Below are 23,416 nucleotides of genomic sequence, written 5' to 3' on the forward strand. Positions count from 1 at the left end.
GTCGGGGTGGCGGGATTTGAACCCACGACCTCTTCGTCCCGAACGAAGCGCGCTGCCAAGCTGCGCTACACCCCGTGTGCCATCAGCAGTCTAGCCGAACCGGGGAGTGGTCGCGTCCCAATATGGGCGGGAGGCTCAGGTGCGGGGGACGAGGTTGAGGAGGGCGGCTTCGGGGCGGCAGGCGAAGCGGACCGGGGCGTAGGGGGAGGTGCCGAGGCCGGCCGAGACGTGCAGCCAGGAGGGGCCGTTGCGGCTGAGGCCGTGGGCTCGGGCGCGGTCGATGCCGCAGTTGGTGACGAGCGGGCCGGAGAAGGGCAGGCAGACCTGGCCGCCGTGGGTGTGGCCGGCGAGGAGGAGTTCGTAGCCGTCGTCGGTGAAGGCGTCGAGGTTGCGGGGTTCCGGGGAGTGCATGACGCCGATGCGGACGTCGGCGGCGGGGTCGGCGGGGCCGGCGATCTGCTCATAGCGGTCGCGCTTGATGTGGGAGTCGTGGATGCCGGCCAGGGCGACGGTGAGCTCGCCGACCTTGAGGTGGCCCTTGTGGTTGTTGAGGTCGAGCCAGCCGGCCGCGCGCATCGCGGCGCCCAGTTCCTCGTACGGGAGGTCGGGCACCGTGCGTCTCCTGTACTCCTTGCCGGAGGTGCGCCACAGGTAGCGCACCGGGTTCTTGAAGATGGGCGCGTACAGGTCGTTCGACCCGTAGACGAAGACGCCGGGGCGGTCCAGCAGCGGGCCGAAGGCCTCCATGAGCGGGCCGACGGCGTCGGGGTGGGCGATGGAGTCGCCGGTGTTGACGACGAGGTCGGGGGCGTAGGCGTCCAGCGACTTGACCCACTCGATGAGCCGGCGGCGGCCCGGGGTGAGGTGGGTGTCGGCGAGGTGCAGCACGCGCAGCGGCGGGCTGCCCGCGGGCAGGACCGGCACCGTGTAGTGGCGCAGCCGGAACCAGTTGCGTTCGATCAGCGATGCGTACCCCAGCCCGAGCGCTCCGGCGGCCCCCAGCGCCAGGGCGCCGCGGCCGGCCGCGCGGACCAGAGAATTCGTCCTACCCATGGCTCCATGGTGACAGACTTACCGCTATGACTGCGCTGAAAGAACGGCTCCGCGCCGACCTGACGGAGGCGATGCGCGCCCGCGACGGGCTGCGGACCCGCACGCTGCGGCTGGCGCTCACGGCCATCACCAATGAGGAGGTGGCCGGCTCGCAGGCGCGCGAGCTCAGCGATGACGAGGTGGTGCAGATCCTCGGCCGCGAGGCCAAGAAGCGGCGCGAGGCCGCCACCGCATTCGACGACGCCGACCGCCCCGAGCAGGCCGCCGAGGAGCGGGCCGAGGGTGAGGTGCTGGCGGAGTACCTGCCCGCCCAGCTCACCGACGAGGAGCTGAGCGCGCTGGTGGCCACCGCCATCACCGAGGCCGGCGCCACCGGCCCCAAGCAGATGGGCCAGGTCATGAAGCTGGTCACCCCGCAGGTGGCCGGGCGCGCCGAGGGCCGCCGGGTGGCCGACGAGGTCAGGCGGCAGCTGGCGGGCTGAGCCCGGTGGTGTGGGCCCGGCGGTTCGCGCCGGCGCGCGTGCGTGGGGCGCCGGGCCGAGCTTCCTGGCAGGCGCCGGGCGCAGTGCGGCCTGGGACCGGGGGGTGCCCCCTGATTCACCATTCTGCCGTTGGGCCGGGCGGACGGGAACGGCCGCTTGGGCGGCTGTGGACGGCGCCGGGCCGAACGGCGGGCTTATGCACAGATTCGCCGCCGGGGCTGGTGCGGGGGCTTGACAGCCGCCAGGCTCGGGGCGCGGGCTTGCTTCTTGACGGGGTGGTCTGCCCCCGGTAGGGAGGGGCCCGGAGGGGTGGGGGTGGTTTGCTCCGCCCCCCTGCCGCCCGGCGCCGGTCGGTGCGGGTGCGGGCGGTGCCGGGCCGGGCTTGATGGCTCTGCCCGTGTGGTGCAGTGGCCCGCCCACCCCGGTGGTCACCCCGACATGCCACGGCCCGCCGCCCCGTACGGGGCGGCGGGCCGGAGCGCGGGGTGTGGGGCTAGGCCGTGAGTTCCTCCGCCAGCAGCTCGGCGATCTGGGCGGTGTTGAGGGCCGCGCCCTTGCGGAGGTTGTCGCCGCAGAGGAACAGCTCCAGGCCGTGCGGGTCGTCCAGGGAGCGGCGGATACGGCCCACCCAGGTGGGGTCGGTGCCGACCACGTCGGCGGGGGTCGGGAACTCGGCCTTGGCGGGGTCGTCGGAGACGACCACGCCGGGGGCCGAGGCGAGCACCTCGCGGGCCGAGGCAGCGGTCAGCTCCTGCTCGAAGACGGCGTGCACCGACAGCGAGTGGGTGGTGATCACCGGCACCCGCACGCAGGTGGCGGTGACCCGCAGCTCGGGCAGGCCGAGGATCTTCCGCGACTCGTTGCGGACCTTCAGTTCCTCCGACGACCAGCCGTCGTCCTTCAGCGAGCCCGCCCACGGCACCACGTTCAGCGCCAGCGGCGCCGGGAACGGACCGAGGTCGCCGACGGCGGCCCGGACGTCGCCGGCCCTGCTGCCGAGGTTGCGGTCGCTGGCGACCTTGGCCAGCTGGTCCTGCAGGGCGTCGATACCGCTCTGCCCGGCACCGGACGCGGCCTGGTAGGACGCCACCACCAGCTCGCGCACGCCGAAGGCGCGGTGCAGCGCCCCGATCGCCACGATCATCGACAGGGTGGTGCAGTTGGGGTTGCTGATGATGCCCCGGGGCCGCCTGCGGGCGGCCGCCGCATTCACCTCGGGCACCACCAGCGGGACGTCGGCGTCCATCCGGAAGGCGCCGGAGTTGTCGACGACGATCGCGCCGCGCTCGACGGCGACCGGCGCCCACTCCTTGGAGACCTCGTCGGGCACGTCGAACATGGCGACGTCGACGCCGTCGAAGACCTCGGGCGCGAGCGCCAGCACCTCGACGTCCTCGTCGCGGACCCGCAGCCGCCGCCCGGCCGAGCGGGGCGAGGCGATCAGCCGGATCTCGCCCCAGACGTCCTCGCGGGTGGACAGCAGGTCGAGCATGACGGTGCCGACCGCGCCGGTGGCGCCGACCACCGCGAGGGTGGGGCGCCCGGCACGCGCGGCCGCGGTGTCGGTGGGCGCGCTCATCGTCCGGTACCTCCGTACACCACGGCCTCCACCTGCTCGCTGTCCAGATCGAAGGCGCGGTGCGCCGCGGCGACCGCCTCGTCGACCCGGTCCTGGTTGACGATCACGGAGATCCGGATCTCCGAGGTGGTGATCATCTCGATGTTGGTGCCGACGCTGGCGATCGCGTCGAAGAAGCGGGCCGTCACCCCGGGGTGGGAGCGCATACCGGCGCCGATCAGCGAGATCTTGCCGATCTGGTCGTCGTAGCGCAGGGAGTCGAAGCCGATCTTCTCCTGGATCTTCTTCAGGGTGGCCATCGCGACCTGCCCGCTGTTGGCGGGCAGCGTGAAGGAGATGTCGGTGCGGCCGGTGGCCGCCGCCGACACGTTCTGCACGATCATGTCGATGTTGATCTCCGCATCGGACAGGGCCGTGAAGATCGCGGCGGCCTCGCCGACCCGGTCGGGCACACCGACCACGGTGATCTTCGCCTCGCTCCGATCGTGTGCCACACCGGAGATGATCGGCTGTTCCATCTCGTTTCCCTCAATGCTTCCGGTGACCCAGGTGCCCTCCTTCATGGTGAAGGAGGAGCGGACGTGGATCGGCATGTTGTAACGCCTGGCGTATTCGACGCAGCGCAGGTGCAGGATCTTCGCCCCGCACGCGGCCATCTCCAGCATCTCCTCGTAGGTGATGCGCGGGATGCGCCGGGCGGCCGGCACGATGCGCGGGTCGGCGGTGAAGACGCCGTCGACATCGGTGTAGATCTCGCACACGTCCGCTTCCAGGGCCGCGGCCAGCGCCACCGCGGTGGTGTCGGAGCCGCCGCGCCCCAGCGTCGTGATGTCCTTGCTGTCCTGTGAGACGCCCTGGAACCCGGCCACGATCGGGATCGAGCCGTCGTCGATGGCCGTGGAGATCCGGCCGGGCGTCACGTCGATGATGCGCGCGGCACCGTGCAGGGAGGTGGTGATCACGCCCGCCTGCGAGCCGGTGAAGGAGCGCGCTTCGTGTCCGAGGTTCTCGATGGCCATCGCCAGCAGCGCCATGGAGATGCGCTCGCCCGCGGTGAGCAGCATGTCGAGTTCGCGCCCGGGTGGGAGCGGGCTCACCTGCTCGGCCAGGTCGAGGAGCTCGTCGGTGGTGTCGCCCATGGCGGACACGACGACGACCACGCTGTGGCCGGCTTTTTTGGTCGTGACGATCCGCTGGGCGACCCGCTTGATGCTCTCGGCATCGGCGACGGATGAACCACCGTATTTCTGCACGACAAGAGCCACTGGCCGGCGCTCCTGGGACTAGGGGTCGGAATGAACCAATCGGCAAGTCTACCGAGCGGTGCGTGATTACCCCAGACAGCGGTCGGCTAACCAGCGGCATCGCCCGCGGTCAGGCGTCCGTCGGCTCGGGGGCGACGTCGAGGCGGGCGTGCGCGATGACCGCGTGCAGCGCGCGCATCGCGGCGCCGGCGTGGTTGCCCCAGTGGTTGAAGTAGGAGTACTGCCACCACCACAGCGCCTCGTGCGGCCGCTGCGCGTCGTAGTGGCGCAGGCCGTGGATGAGGTCGGAGGCGACGTCGGCGATGTCGTCGGACAGCCGGTAGGCGGTGCCCTGGCTGTCGGTGTAGGGGTCGAACAGCTCGCCGTAGGTGTCGACGGGCGCCAGCACCTTGGCCAGCCCCTGCCGCAGGTCGTCGAGGTCGGGGTCCTCGCCGACGTCGGGCTCCCAGTTGCCGGGCAGGATCACGTCGCGGCTCGCGCCGAGCTGCGCCCCGGCCAGCAGGATCTGCGAGACCTGGAGCAGCAGCAGCGGGATGGCCTCGCCGTCGTGCTCGCCGCGAGCGGTGGCGCGGGTGGTGTCGAGGTAGTCGCGTACTTGGCCGGCGACGCGGTCGGCGAGCGCGTGCCAGTCGTCGGTTCGGTCAGACATCGAGCAGTCTCCGCCCTTCGAAGGCCCGGCCGAGGGTCACCTCGTCGGCGTACTCGAGGTCGCCGCCGACGGGGAGTCCACTGGCCAGCCGGGTGACTTTCAGACCCATCGGCTTGACCAGACGGGCGAGGTAGGTGGCGGTCGCCTCGCCCTCCAGGTTCGGGTCGGTCGCGATGATCAGTTCGGTGATGCCGCCGTCGGCGAGCCGGGCCATCAGCTCCCTGATCCGCAGCTCCTCGGGGCCGACCCCTTCGATCGGGCTGATCGCCCCGCCGAGGACGTGGTAGCGGCCGCGGAACTCGCGGGTCTTCTCGATGGCGACGACGTCCTTGGGCTCCTCGACGACGCAGATGACCGCCGGGTTGCGCCGCTCGTCACGGCAGATGCGGCACTCCGCCTCCTCGGAGACGTTGCCGCAGATCGCGCAGAAGCGGACCCGCTCCTTCACCTCGACCAGCGCGCCCACCAGCCGCTGGACGTCGGCGGAGTCCGACGAGAGCAGGTGGAACGCGATCCGCTGCGCGCTCTTGGGACCGATGCCGGGCAGCCGGCCGAGCTCGTCGATGAGGTTGGCGACGGCACCTTCGTACATCGCGTTCGTTCTCCCGCTCGTCTTCCACGGGCCGGCGGCGGGCGGCCGCCGGCTGCTGCGGCCGGCCTAGAAGCCGGGCAGGCCGAGCCCGCCGCCGGCTCCGCCGAGCCCTTCGGTCAGCGGCCCCATCTTCTCGCGCTGGAGCTCGCCCACGGCGCGCTCGGCGTCGCGGATGGCCGCGAGGACGAGGTCGGCGATGGTCTGGGCGGTCTCCTGCGGGTCGTCGGGGTCGACGGCCTTGGGGTCGATCGTGACGTCGATGACCTCGCCCTTGCCGTTCACCGTCGCCGACACCAGCCCGCCGCCGGCCGTTCCCTCGACCTCGGCCTCGGCCAGCTCCGCCTGCGCGGACATCAACTGCTGCTGCATCGCCTGGGCCTGCTGCAGCAGCGCCTGCATGTTCAGCTCGCCACCAGGATTCACCATCTGCTCCTCGGGTCGGTGTCTTAGGCCCGAGCGTAGTTGGTGCCGGGCCCTCGCGGCTCGCCGCAGGCGCCGCGGGCGCGGCCGTGGCGCGAGGGCTCAGCCGGCCTGGTCGAACTCCTGGATCAGCTCGCCGCCGAGCTCCTCGCGGATGAGGCGCTCGCCGGTGGGCTCCGGGCCGTCGTCGGCGTCGGCGTCGTGCAGCGGGTCGGCCACGTCGGGGCCGGGGTCGGGCGGCGGGGGCGGCGGCTCGGGGCGGCTCTCGACGGGGGGTGCGGGCGGGGCGGCGGCGGGGGCCGGCCGCTCCGGCGGGGGCGCCGACCAGGACGCGCCCGGGTCGGGCGGTGGGGGCGGCGGCTCCGGCGGGGCGGCGCGCGGCGCCGACCGGGTCGGCGGCGCGCCCGTGACGGTCTCCACCCGCAGGTCGGCGCCGAGGACGGTGCGGATCGCCGCGGCGAGCGGGGCCCCGCGGTTGCCCGCCTGGAAGCCGCGCCGCTCGCCCTCGCGCTCGAAGGCGAGCACCAGGGTGCCGCCGTTCACCTCGGCGACGCTGACACCGCCCGAGTTCACCACCATCCACGCGACGCGGCTCTGCCCCTTCAGGGTCTCCAGGATCCGCGGCCAGGCCTCGCGCACGGCGGCGGCGTCCAGCCGCCCCCCGGCCGGGGCCGCCGGAGCGGGCGGCGGCGCGGCGGGCGGCGGGGCCGACGGCCGCGATGGCTCCGACCAGCCACCGCTCTCGGCGCGCGGCGCCGGCTCGGGCGGCGCGGGCCGCGGCTCGGGCTCGGGGGCGGCCGGACGCGACGGGGGACGGCGCGACTCCGCCACCGCCTGCCGCGCGGCCGCCGCGCCCGACGCCGGCTCGGCCGCGGGACGGACCGGCGGGGCGGGTACCGCGGCCGGGCCGGACGGCGCGGCCGCCGGAGCCGGACCCGACGGCGCCCGCCGCTCCAGACGCTCCAACCGGGCCAGCACCCCCGCGTCGCCGCCGTCGGCCGCCGGCAGCAGCACCCGGGCGCACATCAGCTCCAGCAGCAGCCGGGGCGCCGTCGCGCCGCGCATCTCCGTGAGCCCCGCGTTGAAGACCTCCGCCGCACGCGTCAACTCCCCCGCGCCCATCCGGCCCGCCTGCTCGCGCAGCCGCTCCGCCTCGTCGGGCGCCACGTCCAGCAGGCCGTTGGACGCCGCCTCCGGCACCGCCGCCAGCACCAGCAGATCACGCAGCCGCTCGAGCAGATCGGCCGCGAACCGGCGCGGATCGTGGCCGCCCTCCACCACCCGGTCGATCGTCTGGAACACCGCGGCGCCGTCACGCGCCGCGAAGGCGTCCACCGCCTCGTCCAGCAGCCCGCCATCGGTGTAGCCCAGCAGCGAGACGGCCCCGGCGTGAGTGATCCCCGCCTCGTCGGAGCCCGCCAGCAGCTGGTCCAGGATCGACAGCGAATCACGCGCCGAACCCGCGCCCGCCCGCACCACCAGCGGCAGCGCCGCCGGCTCGTAGGCCACACCCTCCTGGCGCAGGATCTCCTCCAGCAGGCCCCGCAGCGTACTCGGCGGGATCAGCCGGAACGGGTAGTGGTGCGTACGCGACCGGATGGTGCCGATGACCTTCTCCGGCTCCGTGGTGGCGAACACGAACTTCAGATGCTCCGGCGGCTCCTCCACCAGCTTCAGCAGCGCGTTGAAACCCTCACGGGTGACCATGTGGGCCTCGTCGATGATGTACACCTTGAACCGGGCCGACACCGGCGCGAAGAACGCCCGCTCCCGCAGATCGCGCGCATCGTCCACACCGCCGTGCGACGCCGCGTCGATCTCGATCACATCGATACTGCCCGGGCCGTCCGGAGCCAGCGCCACACACGAATCGCAGCTCCCGCACGGATCCGGAGTGGGGCCCTGCTCGCAGTTGAGCGAACGCGCCAGGATCCGGGCGCTCGTGGTCTTACCGCACCCGCGCGGGCCGCTGAACAGGTAGGCGTGGTTGATCCGGCCGTTCCTCAGCGCCTGGCGCAGCGGCACCGTGACATGGTCCTGCCCCCTGACCTCGGCAAAGGTCGCGGGGCGATACTTGCGGTACAGCGCGATACTCAAGGTCGACCCACCCGGCTCTGGCGAACAGGGGCGGTGCGGGGAGCCCGCTGCCGCTCCACCAAAGAAAAGACCCCTCGCGCACCCGCCAGAGCCCGCTTATCCTTGCTGCCTTCCGGCCCTGGGGAGGTTCACGAGATACACGCCGCACGAGGGGCTGATCTCAGTGTAGTGGCTTCCGGCCGGTCCCGTGCGCACTCCCGCCGGCCCTCTCCCCCGCACCCGGAAAACCCGTCCGGCCGCCGCGCCCGGCACTGGTAGGCTCGCTCCCGGTAGCGTGTCCGAGCGGCCTAAGGAGCACGCCTCGAAAGCGTGTGAGGGGGCAACTCCTCCGTGGGTTCAAATCCCACCGCTACCGCCCGGGCGCCCGCCTGTTCGCAAGCCGTTGGCTTGCTTCCCAGGCGGGCGCTAGCCATGTCGCCCGGGGGGAGACCCCCCGGAACCCCCCACTGTGGGGGGCTTAGCCCCCCACGCCCCCCAGTGCGGGTGTGTGCCTCTGCCGACGTTTCAGCCGTAGAGTGTTGGCGTTTTTTGGGGCTGCGCCCCTTGCCCCCCTACCGCGAATATGGACGCCTGCCGTCGTTGCGGTCGTGGAGTGTCGGGCTTTTTCGGGGCTGCGCCCCTCGCCCCCGCCGTTGGGTGCGGACGCTTGCCGGCGTTGCGGTCGTCGAGTGCTGAGGGCCTTTTGGGGCTGCGCCCCTTGCCCCCGTCGTGTGTGTGGACCTCTGCTGACGTTGCGGTGCCGGAGTGTCGGGCTTTTTGGGGCTGCGCCCCTCGCCCCCGTCGTTGGGTGCGGTCGGTTGTTGTTCGGTCAGTGCCTTGGGGCGCTGCCCCTTGCCCCCGTCGAGAGTTGGGACTCTGCCGGCGTTGCGGTCGTGGGGGCCGGGGGTGGCCGTCCGGATATCGGTTGTCCGGGGTGGGGCGTGGCGTTAGCGTGCCGGGGTGGATCTTTTCGGGCGGTCGTGGGCGGCTTTGCTGGGGGCGGTCGCGGGGGTGGCGGACGGGGACTTCGCGCGGCCGTCGGGGTGTGCCGGCTGGCTGGTGCGGGGTCTGGTGTGCCATCTGGTGATCGACGCGCAGGATGTGCTGATCACGCTGGCCATGCCCACCGGGGCGGAGCCGACCCGCGACGCGGTCGGCTACTGGGAGGTCTCCGGTACGGCGCCGACCGGGGACGATCCGCTCGACGCGCTGACCGTCCGGCTGGCCGCCGCCTACGAGGAGCCGGGGCTGCTGAAGTTCCACCTCGACGATGTCGGCTCCGCCGCCGGGCGCGCGGCGGGGCTCGCCGACCCGGCGATGCGGGTCGCCACCCGCGACGTGGTCCTCACCGCGGGCGACTACCTGTCGGCGTACGTCCTGGAGTGGACGCTGCACCACCTCGACCTGATCGCGCACCTCCCGGACGCGCCCGGCCCGCCGGCCGAGGGCCTCGCCCGCTCGCGCGCGATGCTGGAGCGGATCGCCGGAGCCGCGTTCCCCACCTCGTTCTCCGACACGGACGCGCTGCTCGTCGGCACCGGGCGGCGCGCCCCGACCGGCGGGGAGCGGGCCGCCCTGGGCCCGCTCGCCGCGCGGCTCCCGTTCGTCATCGGCTGACCGCCGCCGGCGTCAGCCGGCGTCGGGGTGCGGCGTGACCATCCAAACATGGCCGTCAGGGTCGGCGAAGGCGCCCGCGTACCCCCAGGGCTGCGCTCCCGGTTCGGTGACGATCTCGGCCCCGGCCTGCCGGGCGCGCTCCACCAGCCGGTCGACCGCGGTCTCGGAGCCGGCGCCGACGCCGATCACGCACTCACTCGATCCCGGCCGCGCCACCTCGCGCCCGCCGATGACCCAGCCGAAGCCGCCGGTGGGGATCAGCATGAGCCGCAGTCCGTCGTTGACGGCGAACTGCAGCGGCTCGGGAACTCCGTCCTCGGCGGGCTCGCCCACGGGGTCGAGGCCGAGCCCGTCCCGGTAGAAGCGGAACGAACGCCGCCGGTCGGCGACGGGCAGGCTCACCACCACGGGCGCGAAGGTCATCGCTGCGGCTCCTCGTCGAGCGCCGCCGCCGCGCCCCGGTGGCGCGGACCGGAGCGGGCGCGTCCCGAGCGATCCTAGGCAGGGGGGATGTCAGCGGGCGTCCGCCGCGCCCGCGCCGCGTCCGGGCCGCTCAGGCACCCGGCCCCCAGGCGGACTCGAAGGCGGGGCGCCGGGCGACGTCGACCAGTTCGACGCGCGCCCCGATCGAGTCGACCCGGTGGTAGGCGAACGGGCGCCCGTACGGGCAGCCGTCGAAGTCCACAGGGAACCCGCCGTCGGCCAGCCGCCGCGACCTGGCCGTGATCGACTCCGTCCAGAAACCGACATGGTCGAAGCGCGCCGCCCCACCGCAGTCCCAGGGGCTCCCCGGCGGCCCCTCGATCAGCTCGAAGTAGGGCGGCCCTCCGCGCGAGAACACGATCCGGTACTCCCACGGCCCGAGCACGTCCTCCCGCACCGGACTCCACTCCACCCCGCCCGCGCGTCCGAGGTCCGCCATGGCGCGCTCCAGCTCCGGCACCACGAAGCACACGTGGTAGTAACCGCCCAAATCCGGCCTCCCATCGGCAGTGCCCCAAGACTGCCACGCCCGGGCCTCGCCCCCGCCGCTGGAACGCGGCTCCCGACCGGCACGGCTACCGCGACGCGAACCGCGGGAGCGCGGTGAACGAAGGGCCGCACCCGGTCCTCCCGGTGCCCGTCGAGGGCGTCGAGCGGGTCCTCGGCGACCGCACGGCGGCGCTCGCCGGGCCGCCTAGCCGGCCAGCCGCCGTTCGGTGGCCGCCAGGTACTCCCGCAGGGTCCGGCGCGACCGGACGAGCGTGCCGATCCGCTCGTCCAGTCCGGCGATGCGCTCCCGCAGCAGGTCCAGGGTCTCCGGGCAGGGCTTCAGGTCGGGTGCCGCGCCGGTGACGCACGGTTGGAGGTACCCGATCTCCTGGGTCGACAGCCCGGCGTCGAGCAGTCTCCTGATCTGGGCCACGGTCAGCACGGCGTCGTCGCCGTACTCGCGGTAGCCGTTGCCGCCGCGGTCGGGCGTCAGCAGGCCCTGCGCCTCGTAGTACCGCAGCTGGTGCGGGTTCACCCCGGTCCGCCGACTCAGCTCCCCGATCAGCACGCGGATTCCCCCTTGACCTTCATACCGGTCTGAACCTTGACGATTGTGCCACCGACCAGCGAAGGGGAACATGATGCACACCGGCACACCCGTCACGGTTCTGGGCCTCGGGCTGATGGGCGGCGCCCTCGCCGGGGCGTTCCTGCGCGCGGGGCACCCGACGACCGTGTGGAACCGCACGACCGCCAAGGCCGACGACCTGGTGGCTCGGGGCGCGGCGCTCGCCGGGTCTCCGGCGGCCGCGATCGCGGCGGCTCCGCTCGTCGTGGTCTGCGTGTCGGACTACGACGCCGTGGCGGACGTCCTGGACGGACCGCTCGACGGTCGGGTCGTGGTGAACCTGACCTCGGGCACGCCCTCGCGCGCCAGAGCGCTCGCCGAGGTGGTGGCGCGCCGCGGCGGCGGCTACCTCGACGGTGGGATCATGGCTGTCCCGGAGGCCGTCGGCACGGCCGAGGCCGTGCTCGCCTACAGCGGGCCGCGAGCGCTGTACGACGCCCACGCGTCCGCGCTGGGCAGTCTCGGCACGGGCCGCCACCTCGGCGATGACCCCGGACTGGCGGCCACGCACGAGATGGCCACGGTCGTCCTCATGTGGGGCATGCTCAACGGTTTCCTCAACGGGGCCGCGATCCTCGGCACGGCCGGTGTGTCCGCTTCGGCGTACCTCCCCATCGCGCAGACGGCGATCGGCACGGTGGCCGGCTGGCTGCCGGGCTACGCGCGGCAGGCCGACGACGGCGTCTACCCGGCCCACGACGGCACCATCGATACCCACCTGGCGGCGATGACGCACGTCGTGGAGGAGAGCGGGTCGCTCGGCGTCAACGCCGAGCTGCCGAGGCTCGCCAGGGCACTGGCCGAGCGAGCGGCGGCCGCCGGTCACGGCGCCAGTGGGTATGCGGCGCTGGTGGAGCAGTTCCGCAGGCCATGAGCCGCGCGGTGGCGGACGGGACCACTCACCTGGCCGCCACCGAGTGGCGCAGGGCGGACCGGGGCGGATCTGGGACGACCTGGGGGCGGCCCACCGCGCATGGGAGGCCGCCGACCGGCCCGGCCTCCAGCACGTCGGCGCCGCGGTCGCACCGCACGGTCGAACGGACACAGCCCCGGGCCGTGTGGACGGCCCGGGGCTGTGTTCTGCCCGGTGAAGGCAAGCGGAGGATAGGAGATTCGAACTCCTGAGGGGTTGCCCCCAACACGCTTTCCAAGCGTGCGCCCTAGGCCACTAGGCGAATCCTCCGCGAGCCACCTTACAGGGTTCGGGGCCGTGGGCCGTACCGGTTTGCAGCCGGGCGGCCGGGGGTGCTCAGGTGGTGGGGGGCGGGTCGGTGCGGTGGGCGGCGAAGAAGGCGCGCAGGAGTTCGCCGCTGCGGGCGGCCAGGTCGGGGGTGAAGCGGTCGGGGCCCAGGACCTCGGGGCGGTGGTTGAGGCGGCGGTCGCGCAGGACGTCCCACAGGGAGCCGGCGGCGCCCGTCCTGGGTTCGCGGGCGGCGTAGGCGAGGCGGTCGACGCGGGCGGCCACGGCGGCGCCCGCGCACATGGTGCACGGTTCCAGGGTGACGACGAGGGTGCACCCGGTCAGGCGCCACTGGCCCGCGGCCGCGGCGGCGCGGCGCAGGGCCAGCACCTCGGCGTGGGCGGTGGGGTCGCCGGCGGCCTCGCGCTCGTTGCGGCCCCGGCCGATGACGGCGCCGCCGGGGTCGAGGACGACGGCGCCGACGGGGACGTCGCCGGTGCGGACGGCCGCCGCGGCCTCGCCGAGTGCGAGGCGCAGGGCGGCGTCGAGCAGTTCACCGCTGTTCATCGGCCGTTACCGGAGCTGTTCCAGCTCCTCGGCGAAGCCGACCCGCTCGGCGACGGCGGTGAGCACGTCGGCGGGGAGCATGCCCTCCTTGACCGCCAGCCGGGTGAGTTCGGTCGGGCTGAGGCCGTAGTCGGCGAAGATGTCGGTGGCGCCGGCGGGCTCGGTGGCCGGGGGATGCGCGGTGCCCTCGTCCTCCTCGGTCCACTCGGCGCCGACGGCCTCCGACAGCAGGCCGGCCAGCTCGCTGCTCTGGGCGGCGCGGGTGTCGGAGAGGAAGACCTGGGGGTCGGTGTGGCCGTCGAGGCGGACGATGGCGCACCATTCGTCGTTCTCCTCCAGGAGGAGGACGATCACGTCGTCGGACTGGCCCGCGGAGTCGCGCATCAGGTCGGCGATGTCGTCGATCTGCTCGACGTCGTCGAGTTCGATGTCGGACCCGGTCCAGCCCTGGTCACCCCGGGAGAAGACGGCTGCGAAATACGGCACTGGACTCTCCGATCACGCCATCGAGTCAAGGGCGTACTGGAACGGCTGGTGGAAGCCGAGCCGTTCGGCGATGCTGGCGAGCACCTCGTCGGGATAGAGGTCCAGGTCGCCGGCGAGTGCGCCCAGTTCCATCTCGTCGAGGCCGAGGTCCGCGAAGATGGACAGGTCGCCGACCGGCAGCACCTGGTCGAGGTCCTCTTCGTCGGGGATCGGGATGTCGAGGTACTCCAGCACCTGCCTGGCGACCGGCCAGTCGACGGAGGCGGTGACGTCGGACAGGAAGACGCTCACCTCGCTGTGGCCGAACACGCGGGCCAGGATGAAGAAGTCGTCCTCGACGGCCACCAGGCCGATGGCGCCGCTGATGCTGGGCTGCTGGCGCAGGGCGTGCAGCAGCCCCTTGAGGTCGCCGGCCAGGGCGACGGGCAGGGGGTCGACGTCCCAGCGGTCCTCCTCGCGGTAGGCCACGGCGGCGAAGTCCCCGGAGTTATGGTCTGTCATCTCACCCTCAACGGCATGCCCGGGGTCCGGTTCCCCATCGCGATCCCGGGGAACGATCTCATGGTCACCGGAGAAGATGTCCGCGCTCACCCGCCCTATTAGATCGCGTGTACGCCTCGAACGGATTACGGACGCCGCAAATCGCTCCGGCGATACGGCTCGACACCGATTCGATCACGGACCGGGCCTGCGGCGCACACGTGCGGAGCGGACCGCGCGGGGCGGCTACCCTCGTGGCCCATGGAGACCGTGGTCATCGATCATCCGCTGGTGTCGCACAAGCTCACCGCCCTGCGCGACGTGCGCACCGACTCCCCGACCTTCCGTCGGCTCGCGGACGAGCTGGTGACCCTGCTCGCCTACGAGGCGACCCGCGACGTGCGCGTGGACGAGGTCACGGTGCAGACGCCGCTGGCGCCGGCGCCGGGGGTGCGGCTGGCGAAGCCGGTGCCGCTGGTCGTGCCGATCCTGCGGGCGGGCCTGGGGATGCTGGAGGGGATGACCCGGCTGATCCCGACCTCCGAGGTGGGCTTCATCGGCATGGTGCGCGACGAGCGCACCCTCACGGTCACCACCTACGCCAACCGGCTGCCCGACGACCTCACCGGGCGGCAGTGCTACGTGCTGGACCCGATGCTCGCCACCGGCGGCACGCTTGCGACGGCGCTGCGGCTGCTGCTGGACCGGGGCGCGAGCCACGCCACGGCGCTGTGCCTGCTGGCCGCGCCCGAGGGGCTGGCGGCGCTGCGCGAGCGGCTGGGCGAGCACGCGGCGCGGGTGCGGATCGTGACGGCCGCGGTCGACGAGCGGCTGAACGAGTCGGGCTTCATCATGCCGGGGCTGGGTGACGCGGGCGACCGCCTCTACGGCACGGTCTGAGCGCTTCGCCCGGACCGGGGCGGAGCCGCCGGGAAGCTCCCATGTCCGGATCCGGCCACTGTTTCGTCGCGCCGTATCGCCCGGCGCCCGTCGGCGTGCCCGCGGCGCCGGTGTAGCGGGCATGTCGGAGGCGGTTAATCCCAGGGCCGTTATCCGGTCACCATGCCCGCAAACCGTTACAAACAGCTGAGCATTCGTTACGGATTCTTCGTCGACATCCGGTAAGTTCGCACTACCGTGACGGAGTTCGCGCACGTTGGCGGCTTGTTACGCATGATCCGGCGCAGAACGGGGAAGATAGCAGGCACCTTTCCCGACCAACCGACCCCATTGTCGACAGACCCACCCCTTCAGTACCGCCCCAGACCGAAAAGCGACAGCCCCGACGAACGGAACCGAACGCACACTCCCCGTGACCTCACTCAGAGTAGGCAGAGCTGTGCGCCTCGTCATCAGCCTCACGGATTCCCCGAGGAGTGACATGTCCGGAACCTCGCAGGACACCATCCGGGAGTTCACGGCCATCGTGGACCGCCTCCGCACCGAGTTCGGCGGCGTCCACCCGCACGCCACCGTGTCCCGCTGTGTGGACGCCGCGCGCCACAGCGTGCGCGACATCACCGGCGAGGCAAGCCCTGACCAGGTCGAACGCATCGCCCGCAAACATCTTCACGTGCTCGCGCTTGTGGCGGCCGAACAGCGGTAATAATCGCTGTCGGTCACGTGTGTCGGGCTTTGGTCCCGAGTGGCCGCTGGTGTAAAAAGGACCTTGGGTCAGTGGGTCTGTTGTGTGCATCGGGAGCCGGTCATGGCAAGATTCAAGAAGTACCTCGGCTGGGCGGGCATCGCCTTCGTGGTGTTCTTCCTCATCACTCAACCTGTCGCCGCGGCCGACTTCGTCGGCAATGTCTTCGCCGGTCTGGGCTCCGCCGCCGAGTCGCTCTCCACCTTCGTCAACGCGCTCGTCGTCTGAGCCATGAGACTGGTAACGCCGGGTGACGAAGCGCCCGCGTCGGTGAACCGCTACCTGCTGCCGCACGAGCAGCAGGTCATCACGATCCGGCGGCATCCAGCGGTGCTGCTGAGGCCGGCCGGGTTCGTACTGGGCGGACTCGTGCTCGCCGGCGTGCTGAGCAACACGATCGCCTCCGACCCCACCGCGCTCGCGGTGGTGTGGTGGGCGTGGCTGCTGCTCCTGGTCTACTTCGTCTGGAAGGTCGCGGAGTGGTCGGTGGACTACTTCGTGGTCACCTCGGCGCGGCTGATCGGCACGGCGGGGCTCATCACCCGCCAGGTCAACATGATGCCGCTCGGCAAGGTCACCGACATGCGGTTCGAGCGCACGATCCTCGGCCGCATGATCGGTTACGGCTCCTTCATCATGGAGTCCGCCGGTCAGGACCAGGCGCTCAGCCGGATCGACTACGTCCCGTATCCGGAGCAGCTGTACCTGGAGATCGTCGGGATGATCTTCCCGGGCAGGGAGTGACGCATCCGGGGCGGCCCCGTCCGCGAGCCATGCTCGCGGACGGGGCCGTTTCGCGTTCCGGGCCGCGCCGCGCCGGTCAGCGCGCGACCAGCACCAGGCCCAGCAGGGCGAGCGCCAGCCCGACCCGCTGCACCGCGCGCAGCCGTTCGGCGTGCACCAGCCGGGCCAGCAGCACAGTGACGGCCGGGTACAGCGAGGAGATCACCACGGCCAGGCTGAGCAGTCCGGCCCGCGCCGCCAGCAGGTAGAGCAGGTCGCCGAGCGCGTCGATCAGGCCGGCCGCCACCGCCAGGACGGACACGGCGGGCCGCGCGGCCCGGGAGCGCACCGCGCGGCCGGCCGCGAGCAGCGCGCTGAGCACGATCACGATCAGCCCGGCCGACTTGGCCGCCACCAGCGGCCAGACGCCGGTGGCGTCGCCAGTCTGCTGGATCAGGATGAAGAAGCCGCCGAAGCCGAAGCCGGAGACCAGCGCGAGCAGCGCCCCGCGCCCCGGCCTGGCCGGGCGGTCGGCGGCGTCGCGCTCCAGGCCGACCAGGGTGATCGCGGCCAGGCAGAGCGCCACGCCGAGGTAGGCGGAGGGCGCGAGGCGCTCGCCGCCCAGGACCGCGTAGCCGATGGGCAGCAGCGCGGAGACCAGAGCCGACACCGGCGCCACCACGCTCATCGGCCCGGCGGCCAGCGCGGCGTACAGCAGCGGCATGCCGGCGCCGCCCGCCGCTCCGGCCAGCGCTCCCCAGGCCAGGGCCGAGGCGGAGGCGTCTCCGGGCAGCAGCAGCGCGGTCGCCGCCAGGGCGGCGAGCCCGACCGGGGTCGAGACCAGCAGCACCGCCCAGACGGTGTGCCGCCGGGTGGCCGAGCCGCCGAGGAAGTCGCCGGCGCCGTAGAGCAGGGCGGCGCCGAGGGCCAGCAGCACGCTCACTCCGGCGCTCCGCCCGAGGCGGGCCCGATGAGCCGGGCGGCGACGCGGGCGCCCGGGCTGACCTGGTCGAGGGCGGCGACCAGCGCGTCGCCGGCCCGCTCCAGCTCGGCCAGGGTCATCGGTTCCAGCCGCTCCAGCAGGAACAGGGCGCGGGTGGTCGCCTCGGTGATGTGGGTGCGGGTGCTCTGGCGCCAGTTCCAGCGCCGGCAGGTGACCCCGGCGTCGTCGCGCCACACCACCTCGCCGATCTCCGGGTGGTCGGTGTGCTCGGCGCCGTCGCGCAGGGTGGGGAAGTCCTCGTCGCCCGCGGCGCGCACCAGCCGGGGCGGTCCGATGTAGCGGTCCAGGTCCTCGCCGCCGACCGGCAGGCCGTGGGCGACGCTGACGGCGTTGTAGGCGTCGACCACCCTGCTGATCTCGGGCAGGCCGGCGGCCGCCCGGCGCCGCAGCGCGTCGACGGAGGGGCGGGTACGCTGCGGCTTGGCGCCGAAGGCCCGGTAGGCGGCCCGCCACGCCTCCACGTGCGCCTCGCCGCCCGGAGCGGCCGCGGCCTGCCGCAGCAGTGCGCGGGCGGCGTCGTCGGTCGGGCCGTTGGCCAGCCCCTCGGCGACGATCGCGAGCACGGCGAAGTCCGGGCGCAGTGCCCGGACCGACTCGTCGACATGGATCTCGCGCAACATGTGGCCCTCCCGCTGAAGCGTCCGCCTGCCGCAGGTTATTTTAATGCACCGCACGGTACAGCAAACCGACCGCCCGCAGCGGCGGCGGACCGTCCGCCCGGGACGGTCCTGACAGGATGAGGCGCATGACCGACCCGACCGCCGTGAGCCAGGCCATCGCCAGGAACGTGCGCGCGAACCGGACCGCCCGCGGCTGGAGCCTCGACCTGCTGGCCCAGCGCGCCCAGGTCAGCAAGGGCGTGCTGGTCGCACTCGAGCAGGGCCGGGGCAATCCGAACCTGGCCACCCTGGTCCGGGTGGCCGACTCCTTCGGCCTGCCGATCACCCGGCTGGTCGAGACCGAGGAGCCTCCGAACGTGCGGGTGATCGGCCCGGAGCGGCGGCTGCGGCTGTGGACGGGCGAGGCGGGCGGCCACGGCACCCTGGTCGCCAACACCGATCCGCCGCACGCGATCGAGCTGTGGCACTGGCTGATGCTGCCCGGGGAGCGGCACTCCAGCAGCTCCCACGGCGCCGGCGTGCGCGAGCTGATCCATGTGGAGTCGGGCGCGCTGCTGCTCACCGCCGAGGAGTCGGTGCACCGGGTGCCGGCCGGCTCCAGCATCGTCTTCCCCGGCGACCGCGCGCACGGCTACGCCGCCGACGGCGGGGAGCCGGTGCGGTTCACCCTGGCCGTGCTGGTCCCGCCGGTCCCCGAGTAGCGGCCGCTCCCGCTCCGTCCGCGCCCGCCCGGCCGTCGATTGGTCGGATGTTAGGATGTCCTCCGCGCCGCAGCCGGACCGGAGGTGCGCATGACCCTTCCGACGGGCCGGACCGCCGGCACCGCGGCCGCCCGGACGGCGCGGCGCGGCTCGGCCGCGCTGCTGGTCGCCGGGGTCTTCCTCATCGCCGCCAATCTGCGCCCGGCCATCATCGCGGTCGCCCCGCTGGTTGAGGCGATCCGCGCCGACACCGGGCTGTCGGCGACCGCGACCGGGCTGCTCACCACGCTGCCGATCGTCTGCCTGGGCGCGCTGGCGCCGCTGGCGCCCCGGCTGGCCGGCCGCTTCGGCATCGAACCGGTGCTGCTGGCCGTGCTCGCCGTGCTGTGCGCCGGTTTCGCGCTGCGCACCGCGCCGCCGGTGCTCTTCCTGTTCGCGGGCAGCCTGCTGGTCGGCGCCGCGATCGCCGTGGGCAATGTGCTGGTGCCGAGCCTGGTCAAGCGCGACTTCCCGAGCCGGGTGGGCCTGCTCACCGGCGCGTACACCGTGATGCTGTCGGGCTGCGCGGCGGTGGCCGCCGGGGTGACGGTGCCGCTGATGGACGCCCTCGCGCTGCCGTGGCGCTGGGCGCTCGCCCTGTGGGCGCTGCCGGCGGTGCTGGCGCTGGCGGTGTGGGCGCCGCAGGCGCGCCGGCACACCAGGGAGCCGCCGCGCCTGCCGGTGCGCGGGCTGTGGCGCAGCGCGCTGGCCTGGCAGGTCACCTGCTACATGGGCCTGCAGTCGCTGCACTTCTACACGCTGACCGCCTGGACTCCGGCGATCTTCGCCGAGCACGGTGTGGACGCGGAGTCGGCCGGCTGGCTGCTGTCGCTGGCCGGGCTGAGCGGACTGCCCGCGTCGCTGGCCGTCTCGCTGCTCGCGGCCCGCTCGCGGCGGCAGGGGCGGTACGCCGCGGCCAATGTGGCGCTGAGCACGGCCGGGGTGCTGGGCCTGCTCGTCGCACCGGTGCAGGGCGCTTACCTGTGGATGGTGCTACTCGGGCTCGGGCAGGGTACCGGGATCAGCGTGGCGCTGCTGCTGATCGTGCTGCGTTCGCCCGACACCGCGCACACCACCGCGCTGTCGGCGATGGCCCAGGGCGTCGGCTACCTGCTGGCGGCGGCCGGCCCGGTGGCGATCGGCCTCTCGCACGACCTGACGGGCGGCTGGAGGGCCGCGCTGGTCGTCCTGCTGGTGCTGCTGGCGGCGCAGCTGGCCGCCGGGCTTGGGGCCGGGCGCGATCTGCGGGTACAGGGAGCGGTCGAGCCGCTTCCGTCGGTAAACATCAAGCGGGTGTGACACCTCCCACGCCAAGATCAATGGATTCGGATTGACGTGAAGGTGAACGGAAGGTTAACTTGGACCATCTTAGAAGTGTGGGCGTGGTGTGGCGGCAGCCGTACCCGCCGCACAGGGAGGTCGGCCGAACCGTTCACCGGATCGGCCGGCCCTGGGGAGAGCGGGGTACAGCACGATGGCGATGACGGAACCGGTCATGCTGAGCAGTGCGCCGCAGGTTCTTCTGGGCGTCGCCCACGACGTCGTCAGCAAGACCCGGCAGGTGCCGCGGCCGCGCTTCGCGCGTGCCGAGGAGGCGCTCGCCGAGGCGCCCGCCGCACCGGTGCGCGCGACCGCGGCATCCAACGCACCGCAGATGGTGTGGGAGCTGGTCGCCACCGAGGACGGCCGGCAGCGGCCGGAGTGCCGCTGGACGATGAACGACTGACACACCGGAGGGGTTCGCAGGCGGTGCCGCGGGAGCGGCACCGCCTCACTGCGTTCCGGGGCCCTCCAGCAGGCCGTGCCGCCGCGCCAGCTCGGCGAGTTCGCCGACGCGGCCCGCCATGATGACGGCCGCGTGCTCGGTGACCAGCTCGATCGGCCAGTCCCACCAGGCGATCCGGCCCAGCAGCGACGCCTCCTCGCGGGTGAAGCGCTCCCGGATCACGCCGGCGGGGTTGCCGCCGACGATCGTGTACGGCGCGACGTCGCGGGTGACCACCGCGGCGGTCGCCACCACGGCGCCGTCGCCGATGGCCACCCCGGGCATGATGGTCGCGCCGCGCCCGATCCACACGTCGTTGCCGACGACGGTGTCGCCGGGCGAGGCGCGCAGCGCGGACCAGGTGTCGAGGGTGCGCTGCTGCCAGGCGCCGTCGAACATGGTGAACGGATAGGTGGACACCCCCGCCATCAGGTGGCTGCCGGCCGGCATCACGAAGCGCACGCCGGCGGCCAGCTGGCAGAAGCGGCCGAGGACCAGCCGCTCGGGGCCGTAGTTGTACAGCACGTTGTCGGTCTCGAAGCGCTCGGCGGCGACCGGGTCGTCGTAGTAGGTGTACTCCCCCACCTCGATCAGCGGCGAGGTGACCAGCGGTTTCAGGAAGACCACGTTCGGCGCCCGGTCGAGCGGGCGGACGGCTGCGGGGTCGGGCACGGTGTTCAGCTTCGGCTCCTCGGTTCCTCGGCGGTGGGCGGACGGAGTGCGGCCGGGCGGCCGGCCTCCAGGTGCAGGACGGCGCCGGTCCAGTCGCGGCGCAGCCAGCGGTCGTGGCTGGCCACCACGATCGCGCCGGGGGCGGTGCGCAGCGCCTCCTCCAGCTCCTCGGCCAGCGCGAGCGAGAGGTGGTTGGTCGGCTCGTCCAGCAGCAGCAGCTGCGGCGCGTCGGCCACCGCCACGGCGAGGGCGAGCCGGCGGCGCTGCCCGGCGCTGAGCAGGCCGACGGGCCGGTCCAGGTCGCGCGGGGCGATCAGGCCCAGCTCGCGCAGCGGCGGCCGCTCTGGCGCGCGCTCCCCCAGCGCCTCGGCGTAGACCTGCCCGGCGGTGCGCTCGGGGCGGTCGAAGCGGACGTCCTGCTCCAGGAGCCGGACCCGGATGCCGCGGCGGTGCGCCACGGTGCCGCGCGCCGGGGCGAGCCGGCCCGCGAGCAGCGCCAGCAGGGTGGACTTGCCCGCGCCGTTGGGGCCGGTGACCAGCAGCCGCCCCTGGGAGGGCACGTCGAGCCGGTCGAGGACCAGCCGTCCGGGCACCTCGGCGCCGCGCAGCCGCACGGCCGGGCCGTCGTCGCCGCCGGAGCCGCCGGTGAGCACGCCGGCGAAGCGCAGCGGCGGGCGGGGCTTGCGGACCTGTTCGCGGGTCAGCTCCTCCAGGCGCCGCCGGGCATTGCGGACCCGGCGGGAGACCTGCCGCTGCACCCGGCCGCCGGAGTAGTCGTAGGCCATCTTCGCCCTGTCGCGCATCGCCCGGCCGGGGGCGACCTGGCGGGCGGTGGTGCGCACGGACTCGCGCAGTTCGGCCAGCTCCTCCTGCTCGGCCGCCCAGCGCTCCTCCCAGCGGCGGCGCTCGGTGCGCTTGGCGCGCAGGTAGTCGGTGTAGGCGCCGCCGTACCAGGTGGGACCGTCGCGGGAGGGGTCCAGGTCGAGCAGGCCGGTGCAGACGGCGTCGAGGAATACGCGGTCGTGGGAGGCGAGCACCACCGCGCCGGGCAGCGCGGCGAGGTGGCCCTCCAGGAAGGCGATCGCGTCGTCGTCGAGGTGGTTGGTGGGTTCGTCCAGCAGCAGGGCGCGCGGCTGCCGGACGAGCAGCGCGGCCAGGGCGAGCCGGGAGCGCTCGCCGCCGGACAGCTCGCCGATCCGCCGCGAGCGCGCCACCCCGGCCAGGCCGAGGCCGTCCAGAACCAGGTCGGCGCGGTGGTCGGCCTCCCACAGCTGGTGTGCTTCGGCCCATTCGAGCAGTTCGGCGTAGTCGGCCATCGCCTGCGGCTCACCGGGCGCGCGCTCCAGGCGCTCGGCGCGGCGGGCCAGCTCGCGCTCTGCCGCGCGCAGCTCGGCCAGCGCCGCCTCCAGCACCCCGCCGACGGTGGTGTCGGGCGGGTGGGGCGGCTCCTGGTGCAGGAGGCCGGTGTCGGGCGGCCGGGCCAGGGTGCCGGAGTCGGGCTCCTCGATGCCGGCCAGCAGCCGGAGCAGGGTGGACTTGCCCGCGCCGTTCTCGCCGACCAGGCCGACGCGGTGCCGCGGCGGCGCGCTGAACGAGACGCCGTCCAGCACGGTCGCGCCGTCGTAGGACTTGGCCAGCTCGGAGGCGATGACGGCGCCGGTCGGCGAGAAGGGCAGCGGCCGGGAAGACGGCGAAGCGAAGGGAGATGACATCGGCGACCATCCGCGAGGAGGAGTCGGAGAGCCCGCCGGGCACTGCCTCCACAGGAGGCGCCTCAGGGCGCGGGCCTGGCTCGATGTCAGCTCTTCATGATGATCGAGAGGATAGCCGCAGGGGTGGGGGCGCCGTCAAACGCGTTTGCCCGCGCCGGGCCTCAGGAGCGGGTGAGCAGCTCGCGCAGCTCGGCCAGCTTGGCGCGGACCCGGGTCTGGCCGACCACGCCGCCGGCCATCCCGGACGGGCCGACCATCATGGTGACGTGCACGGCCTCGCCGTGGCGCTCCAGTCGGATCAGGTAGGGGTAGTGCAGCGCGAAGACCCCGAGGAAGGCCGCCTTGACGGCGCTGCCCTTCTCGGCGGTGCCCTGCACCGGGCTGTCCCAGCGGACCTGGAAGCCCTGGCCGGTGAGCACGCGGTCCAGCCGCTCCCTGGCCTGCTCCACCTGGCCGGCCAGGTGGAACCGCACCGTGTCGTCCATCCGCT

At 73.5% G+C, this 23,416-nt stretch carries 28 protein-coding genes, 3 tRNA genes and 1 other RNA gene; 11 read left to right on the forward strand and 21 right to left on the reverse strand.

Going from position 1 to position 23,416, the window contains the following annotated elements; all coding sequences use genetic code 11:
* Position 1: 1 nt before the first annotated feature.
* Together CLV72_RS10555 and CLV72_RS10560 are read right to left on the reverse strand one after the other, a co-directional pair.
* Positions 2 to 75, reverse strand: a tRNA-Pro gene (locus CLV72_RS10555).
* 60 nt (positions 76 to 135) lie between these two features.
* Entirely contained in the window at positions 136 to 1,053 is a 918-nt protein-coding gene (locus CLV72_RS10560; RefSeq protein WP_106244040.1) for a metallophosphoesterase, read from the reverse strand.
* 26 nt (positions 1,054 to 1,079) lie between these two features.
* Between CLV72_RS10560 and CLV72_RS10565 the strand changes: the two genes are divergently transcribed.
* Entirely contained in the window at positions 1,080 to 1,535 is a 456-nt protein-coding gene (locus CLV72_RS10565) for a GatB/YqeY domain-containing protein (RefSeq protein WP_106244043.1), read from the forward strand.
* A 493-nt stretch (positions 1,536 to 2,028) separates the two neighbouring features.
* Here CLV72_RS10565 and CLV72_RS10570 read toward each other — a convergent pair whose 3' ends face one another.
* The 7 genes from CLV72_RS10570 to ffs all read right to left on the reverse strand — a co-directional run bounded on the left by CLV72_RS10570 (position 2,029) and on the right by ffs (position 8,296).
* Positions 2,029 to 3,114, reverse strand: coding sequence for an aspartate-semialdehyde dehydrogenase (locus tag CLV72_RS10570; protein WP_106244046.1), 1,086 nt, complete (start codon positions 3,112 to 3,114; stop codon positions 2,029 to 2,031).
* Positions 3,111 to 4,379, reverse strand: a complete 1,269-nt coding sequence (locus tag CLV72_RS10575) for an aspartate kinase (RefSeq protein ID WP_106244049.1) — start codon at positions 4,377 to 4,379, stop codon at positions 3,111 to 3,113. Before CLV72_RS10575 ends, CLV72_RS10570 begins: the two co-directional genes overlap by 4 nt.
* Before the next feature lie 109 nt (positions 4,380 to 4,488).
* The gene (locus tag CLV72_RS10580; protein WP_106244052.1) at positions 4,489 to 5,028 is read right to left on the reverse strand and encodes a DUF5063 domain-containing protein; all 540 of its coding nucleotides are present in this window, start codon (positions 5,026 to 5,028) and stop codon (positions 4,489 to 4,491) included.
* Positions 5,021 to 5,620, reverse strand: a complete 600-nt coding sequence (gene recR, locus CLV72_RS10585) for a recombination mediator RecR (protein WP_106244055.1) — start codon at positions 5,618 to 5,620, stop codon at positions 5,021 to 5,023. Before recR ends, CLV72_RS10580 begins: the two co-directional genes overlap by 8 nt.
* Before the next feature lie 66 nt (positions 5,621 to 5,686).
* The gene (locus CLV72_RS10590; RefSeq protein WP_106244060.1) at positions 5,687 to 6,046 is read right to left on the reverse strand and encodes a YbaB/EbfC family nucleoid-associated protein; all 360 of its coding nucleotides are present in this window, start codon (positions 6,044 to 6,046) and stop codon (positions 5,687 to 5,689) included.
* 96 nt (positions 6,047 to 6,142) lie between these two features.
* A complete protein-coding gene (locus CLV72_RS10595) occupies positions 6,143 to 8,137 on the reverse strand; it encodes a DNA polymerase III subunit gamma and tau (protein WP_106244063.1) in 1,995 nt (664 codons plus the stop codon).
* Positions 8,138 to 8,199: 62 nt separating this feature from the next.
* An RNA gene (gene ffs / locus CLV72_RS10600) (signal recognition particle sRNA small type) lies at positions 8,200 to 8,296 on the reverse strand.
* Positions 8,297 to 8,405: 109 nt separating this feature from the next.
* Here ffs and CLV72_RS10605 point away from each other — a divergent pair.
* Positions 8,406 to 8,492: transfer RNA gene (locus tag CLV72_RS10605), tRNA-Ser, on the forward strand.
* A 584-nt stretch (positions 8,493 to 9,076) separates the two neighbouring features.
* Positions 9,077 to 9,733 (forward strand): maleylpyruvate isomerase N-terminal domain-containing protein, encoded by a 657-nt coding sequence (locus tag CLV72_RS10610; protein WP_106244067.1) that lies wholly within the window; start codon positions 9,077 to 9,079, stop codon positions 9,731 to 9,733.
* Positions 9,734 to 9,745: 12 nt separating this feature from the next.
* Here CLV72_RS10610 and CLV72_RS10615 read toward each other — a convergent pair whose 3' ends face one another.
* From CLV72_RS10615 to CLV72_RS10625, 3 genes are all read right to left on the reverse strand, one after another.
* Positions 9,746 to 10,156: a VOC family protein gene (locus CLV72_RS10615; RefSeq protein ID WP_211302809.1), complete on the reverse strand. Its 411-nt coding sequence runs from the start codon at positions 10,154 to 10,156 to the stop codon at positions 9,746 to 9,748.
* Between the two features lie 130 nt (positions 10,157 to 10,286).
* On the reverse strand, positions 10,287 to 10,706 hold the full coding sequence (locus CLV72_RS10620) for a VOC family protein (RefSeq protein ID WP_106244071.1): 420 nt from the start codon (positions 10,704 to 10,706) through the stop codon (positions 10,287 to 10,289).
* Positions 10,707 to 10,910: 204 nt separating this feature from the next.
* Positions 10,911 to 11,273: a MerR family transcriptional regulator gene (locus tag CLV72_RS10625; RefSeq protein WP_106244075.1), complete on the reverse strand. Its 363-nt coding sequence runs from the start codon at positions 11,271 to 11,273 to the stop codon at positions 10,911 to 10,913.
* Positions 11,274 to 11,346: 73 nt separating this feature from the next.
* On the opposite strand from CLV72_RS10625, the gene CLV72_RS10630 reads away from it, so the two are divergent.
* Positions 11,347 to 12,207, forward strand: coding sequence for an NAD(P)-dependent oxidoreductase (locus CLV72_RS10630; RefSeq protein ID WP_211302810.1), 861 nt, complete (start codon positions 11,347 to 11,349; stop codon positions 12,205 to 12,207).
* A gap of 224 nt (positions 12,208 to 12,431) precedes the next feature.
* Here the strand turns inward: CLV72_RS10630 and CLV72_RS10635 are convergent.
* From CLV72_RS10635 to CLV72_RS10650, 4 genes are all read right to left on the reverse strand, one after another.
* Positions 12,432 to 12,516: transfer RNA gene (locus tag CLV72_RS10635), tRNA-Ser, on the reverse strand.
* A gap of 66 nt (positions 12,517 to 12,582) precedes the next feature.
* Complete coding sequence (locus tag CLV72_RS10640; protein ID WP_106244081.1) at positions 12,583 to 13,080, reverse strand: nucleoside deaminase; 498 nt, start codon at positions 13,078 to 13,080, stop codon at positions 12,583 to 12,585.
* A 6-nt stretch (positions 13,081 to 13,086) separates the two neighbouring features.
* Entirely contained in the window at positions 13,087 to 13,566 is a 480-nt protein-coding gene (locus CLV72_RS10645; protein WP_106244085.1) for a tRNA adenosine deaminase-associated protein, read from the reverse strand.
* Positions 13,567 to 13,578: 12 nt separating this feature from the next.
* Positions 13,579 to 14,067: a tRNA adenosine deaminase-associated protein gene (locus CLV72_RS10650; protein WP_106244088.1), complete on the reverse strand. Its 489-nt coding sequence runs from the start codon at positions 14,065 to 14,067 to the stop codon at positions 13,579 to 13,581.
* A 240-nt stretch (positions 14,068 to 14,307) separates the two neighbouring features.
* On the opposite strand from CLV72_RS10650, the gene upp reads away from it, so the two are divergent.
* The 4 genes from upp to CLV72_RS10665 all read left to right on the forward strand — a co-directional run bounded on the left by upp (position 14,308) and on the right by CLV72_RS10665 (position 16,435).
* Positions 14,308 to 14,946 (forward strand): uracil phosphoribosyltransferase, encoded by a 639-nt coding sequence (upp, locus tag CLV72_RS10655; protein WP_106244091.1) that lies wholly within the window; start codon positions 14,308 to 14,310, stop codon positions 14,944 to 14,946.
* A 481-nt stretch (positions 14,947 to 15,427) separates the two neighbouring features.
* On the forward strand, positions 15,428 to 15,652 hold the full coding sequence (locus CLV72_RS10660; protein WP_106244094.1) for a three-helix bundle dimerization domain-containing protein: 225 nt from the start codon (positions 15,428 to 15,430) through the stop codon (positions 15,650 to 15,652).
* A gap of 102 nt (positions 15,653 to 15,754) precedes the next feature.
* Entirely contained in the window at positions 15,755 to 15,919 is a 165-nt protein-coding gene (locus tag CLV72_RS32140; protein WP_170140948.1) for a hypothetical protein, read from the forward strand.
* 3 nt (positions 15,920 to 15,922) lie between these two features.
* Positions 15,923 to 16,435 (forward strand): PH domain-containing protein, encoded by a 513-nt coding sequence (locus CLV72_RS10665; protein ID WP_106244098.1) that lies wholly within the window; start codon positions 15,923 to 15,925, stop codon positions 16,433 to 16,435.
* A 76-nt stretch (positions 16,436 to 16,511) separates the two neighbouring features.
* Here the strand turns inward: CLV72_RS10665 and CLV72_RS10670 are convergent, their stop codons facing one another.
* Positions 16,512 to 17,357 carry an EamA family transporter gene (locus CLV72_RS10670; protein ID WP_106244102.1) on the reverse strand — a complete coding sequence of 282 codons (846 nt, stop codon included), beginning with the start codon at positions 17,355 to 17,357 and terminating at the stop codon, positions 16,512 to 16,514.
* Positions 17,354 to 18,037, reverse strand: coding sequence for a B3/B4 domain-containing protein (locus tag CLV72_RS10675; RefSeq protein WP_106244106.1), 684 nt, complete (start codon positions 18,035 to 18,037; stop codon positions 17,354 to 17,356). The genes CLV72_RS10670 and CLV72_RS10675 overlap by 4 nt, the downstream gene beginning before the upstream one ends.
* Positions 18,038 to 18,162: 125 nt before the next feature.
* On the opposite strand from CLV72_RS10675, the gene CLV72_RS10680 reads away from it, so the two are divergent.
* The 3 genes from CLV72_RS10680 (at position 18,163) to CLV72_RS10690 (ending at position 20,503) form a co-directional block, all read left to right on the forward strand.
* On the forward strand, positions 18,163 to 18,738 hold the full coding sequence (locus tag CLV72_RS10680) for a helix-turn-helix domain-containing protein (RefSeq protein WP_106244110.1): 576 nt from the start codon (positions 18,163 to 18,165) through the stop codon (positions 18,736 to 18,738).
* A 90-nt stretch (positions 18,739 to 18,828) separates the two neighbouring features.
* Positions 18,829 to 20,076, forward strand: a complete 1,248-nt coding sequence (locus CLV72_RS10685; protein ID WP_106244113.1) for a CynX/NimT family MFS transporter — start codon at positions 18,829 to 18,831, stop codon at positions 20,074 to 20,076.
* A gap of 181 nt (positions 20,077 to 20,257) precedes the next feature.
* Positions 20,258 to 20,503 (forward strand): hypothetical protein, encoded by a 246-nt coding sequence (locus tag CLV72_RS10690; RefSeq protein ID WP_106244116.1) that lies wholly within the window; start codon positions 20,258 to 20,260, stop codon positions 20,501 to 20,503.
* Positions 20,504 to 20,548: 45 nt separating this feature from the next.
* On the opposite strand, the gene CLV72_RS33605 is transcribed toward CLV72_RS10690, so the two are convergent.
* The 3 genes from CLV72_RS33605 to CLV72_RS10705 all read right to left on the reverse strand — a co-directional run bounded on the left by CLV72_RS33605 (position 20,549) and on the right by CLV72_RS10705 (position 23,411).
* Positions 20,549 to 21,214, reverse strand: a complete 666-nt coding sequence (locus CLV72_RS33605; RefSeq protein ID WP_281262406.1) for a CatB-related O-acetyltransferase — start codon at positions 21,212 to 21,214, stop codon at positions 20,549 to 20,551.
* 5 nt (positions 21,215 to 21,219) lie between these two features.
* Positions 21,220 to 22,926 carry an ABC-F family ATP-binding cassette domain-containing protein gene (locus CLV72_RS10700; protein WP_211302811.1) on the reverse strand — a complete coding sequence of 569 codons (1,707 nt, stop codon included), beginning with the start codon at positions 22,924 to 22,926 and terminating at the stop codon, positions 21,220 to 21,222.
* A gap of 161 nt (positions 22,927 to 23,087) precedes the next feature.
* Positions 23,088 to 23,411, reverse strand: coding sequence for a hypothetical protein (locus CLV72_RS10705; protein ID WP_106244119.1), 324 nt, complete (start codon positions 23,409 to 23,411; stop codon positions 23,088 to 23,090).
* Between the last annotated feature and the right edge of the window lie 5 nt (positions 23,412 to 23,416).

It is taken from the genome of Allonocardiopsis opalescens (assembly GCF_003002095.1).
Lineage (GTDB): Bacteria > Actinomycetota > Actinomycetes > Streptosporangiales > Streptosporangiaceae > Allonocardiopsis > Allonocardiopsis opalescens.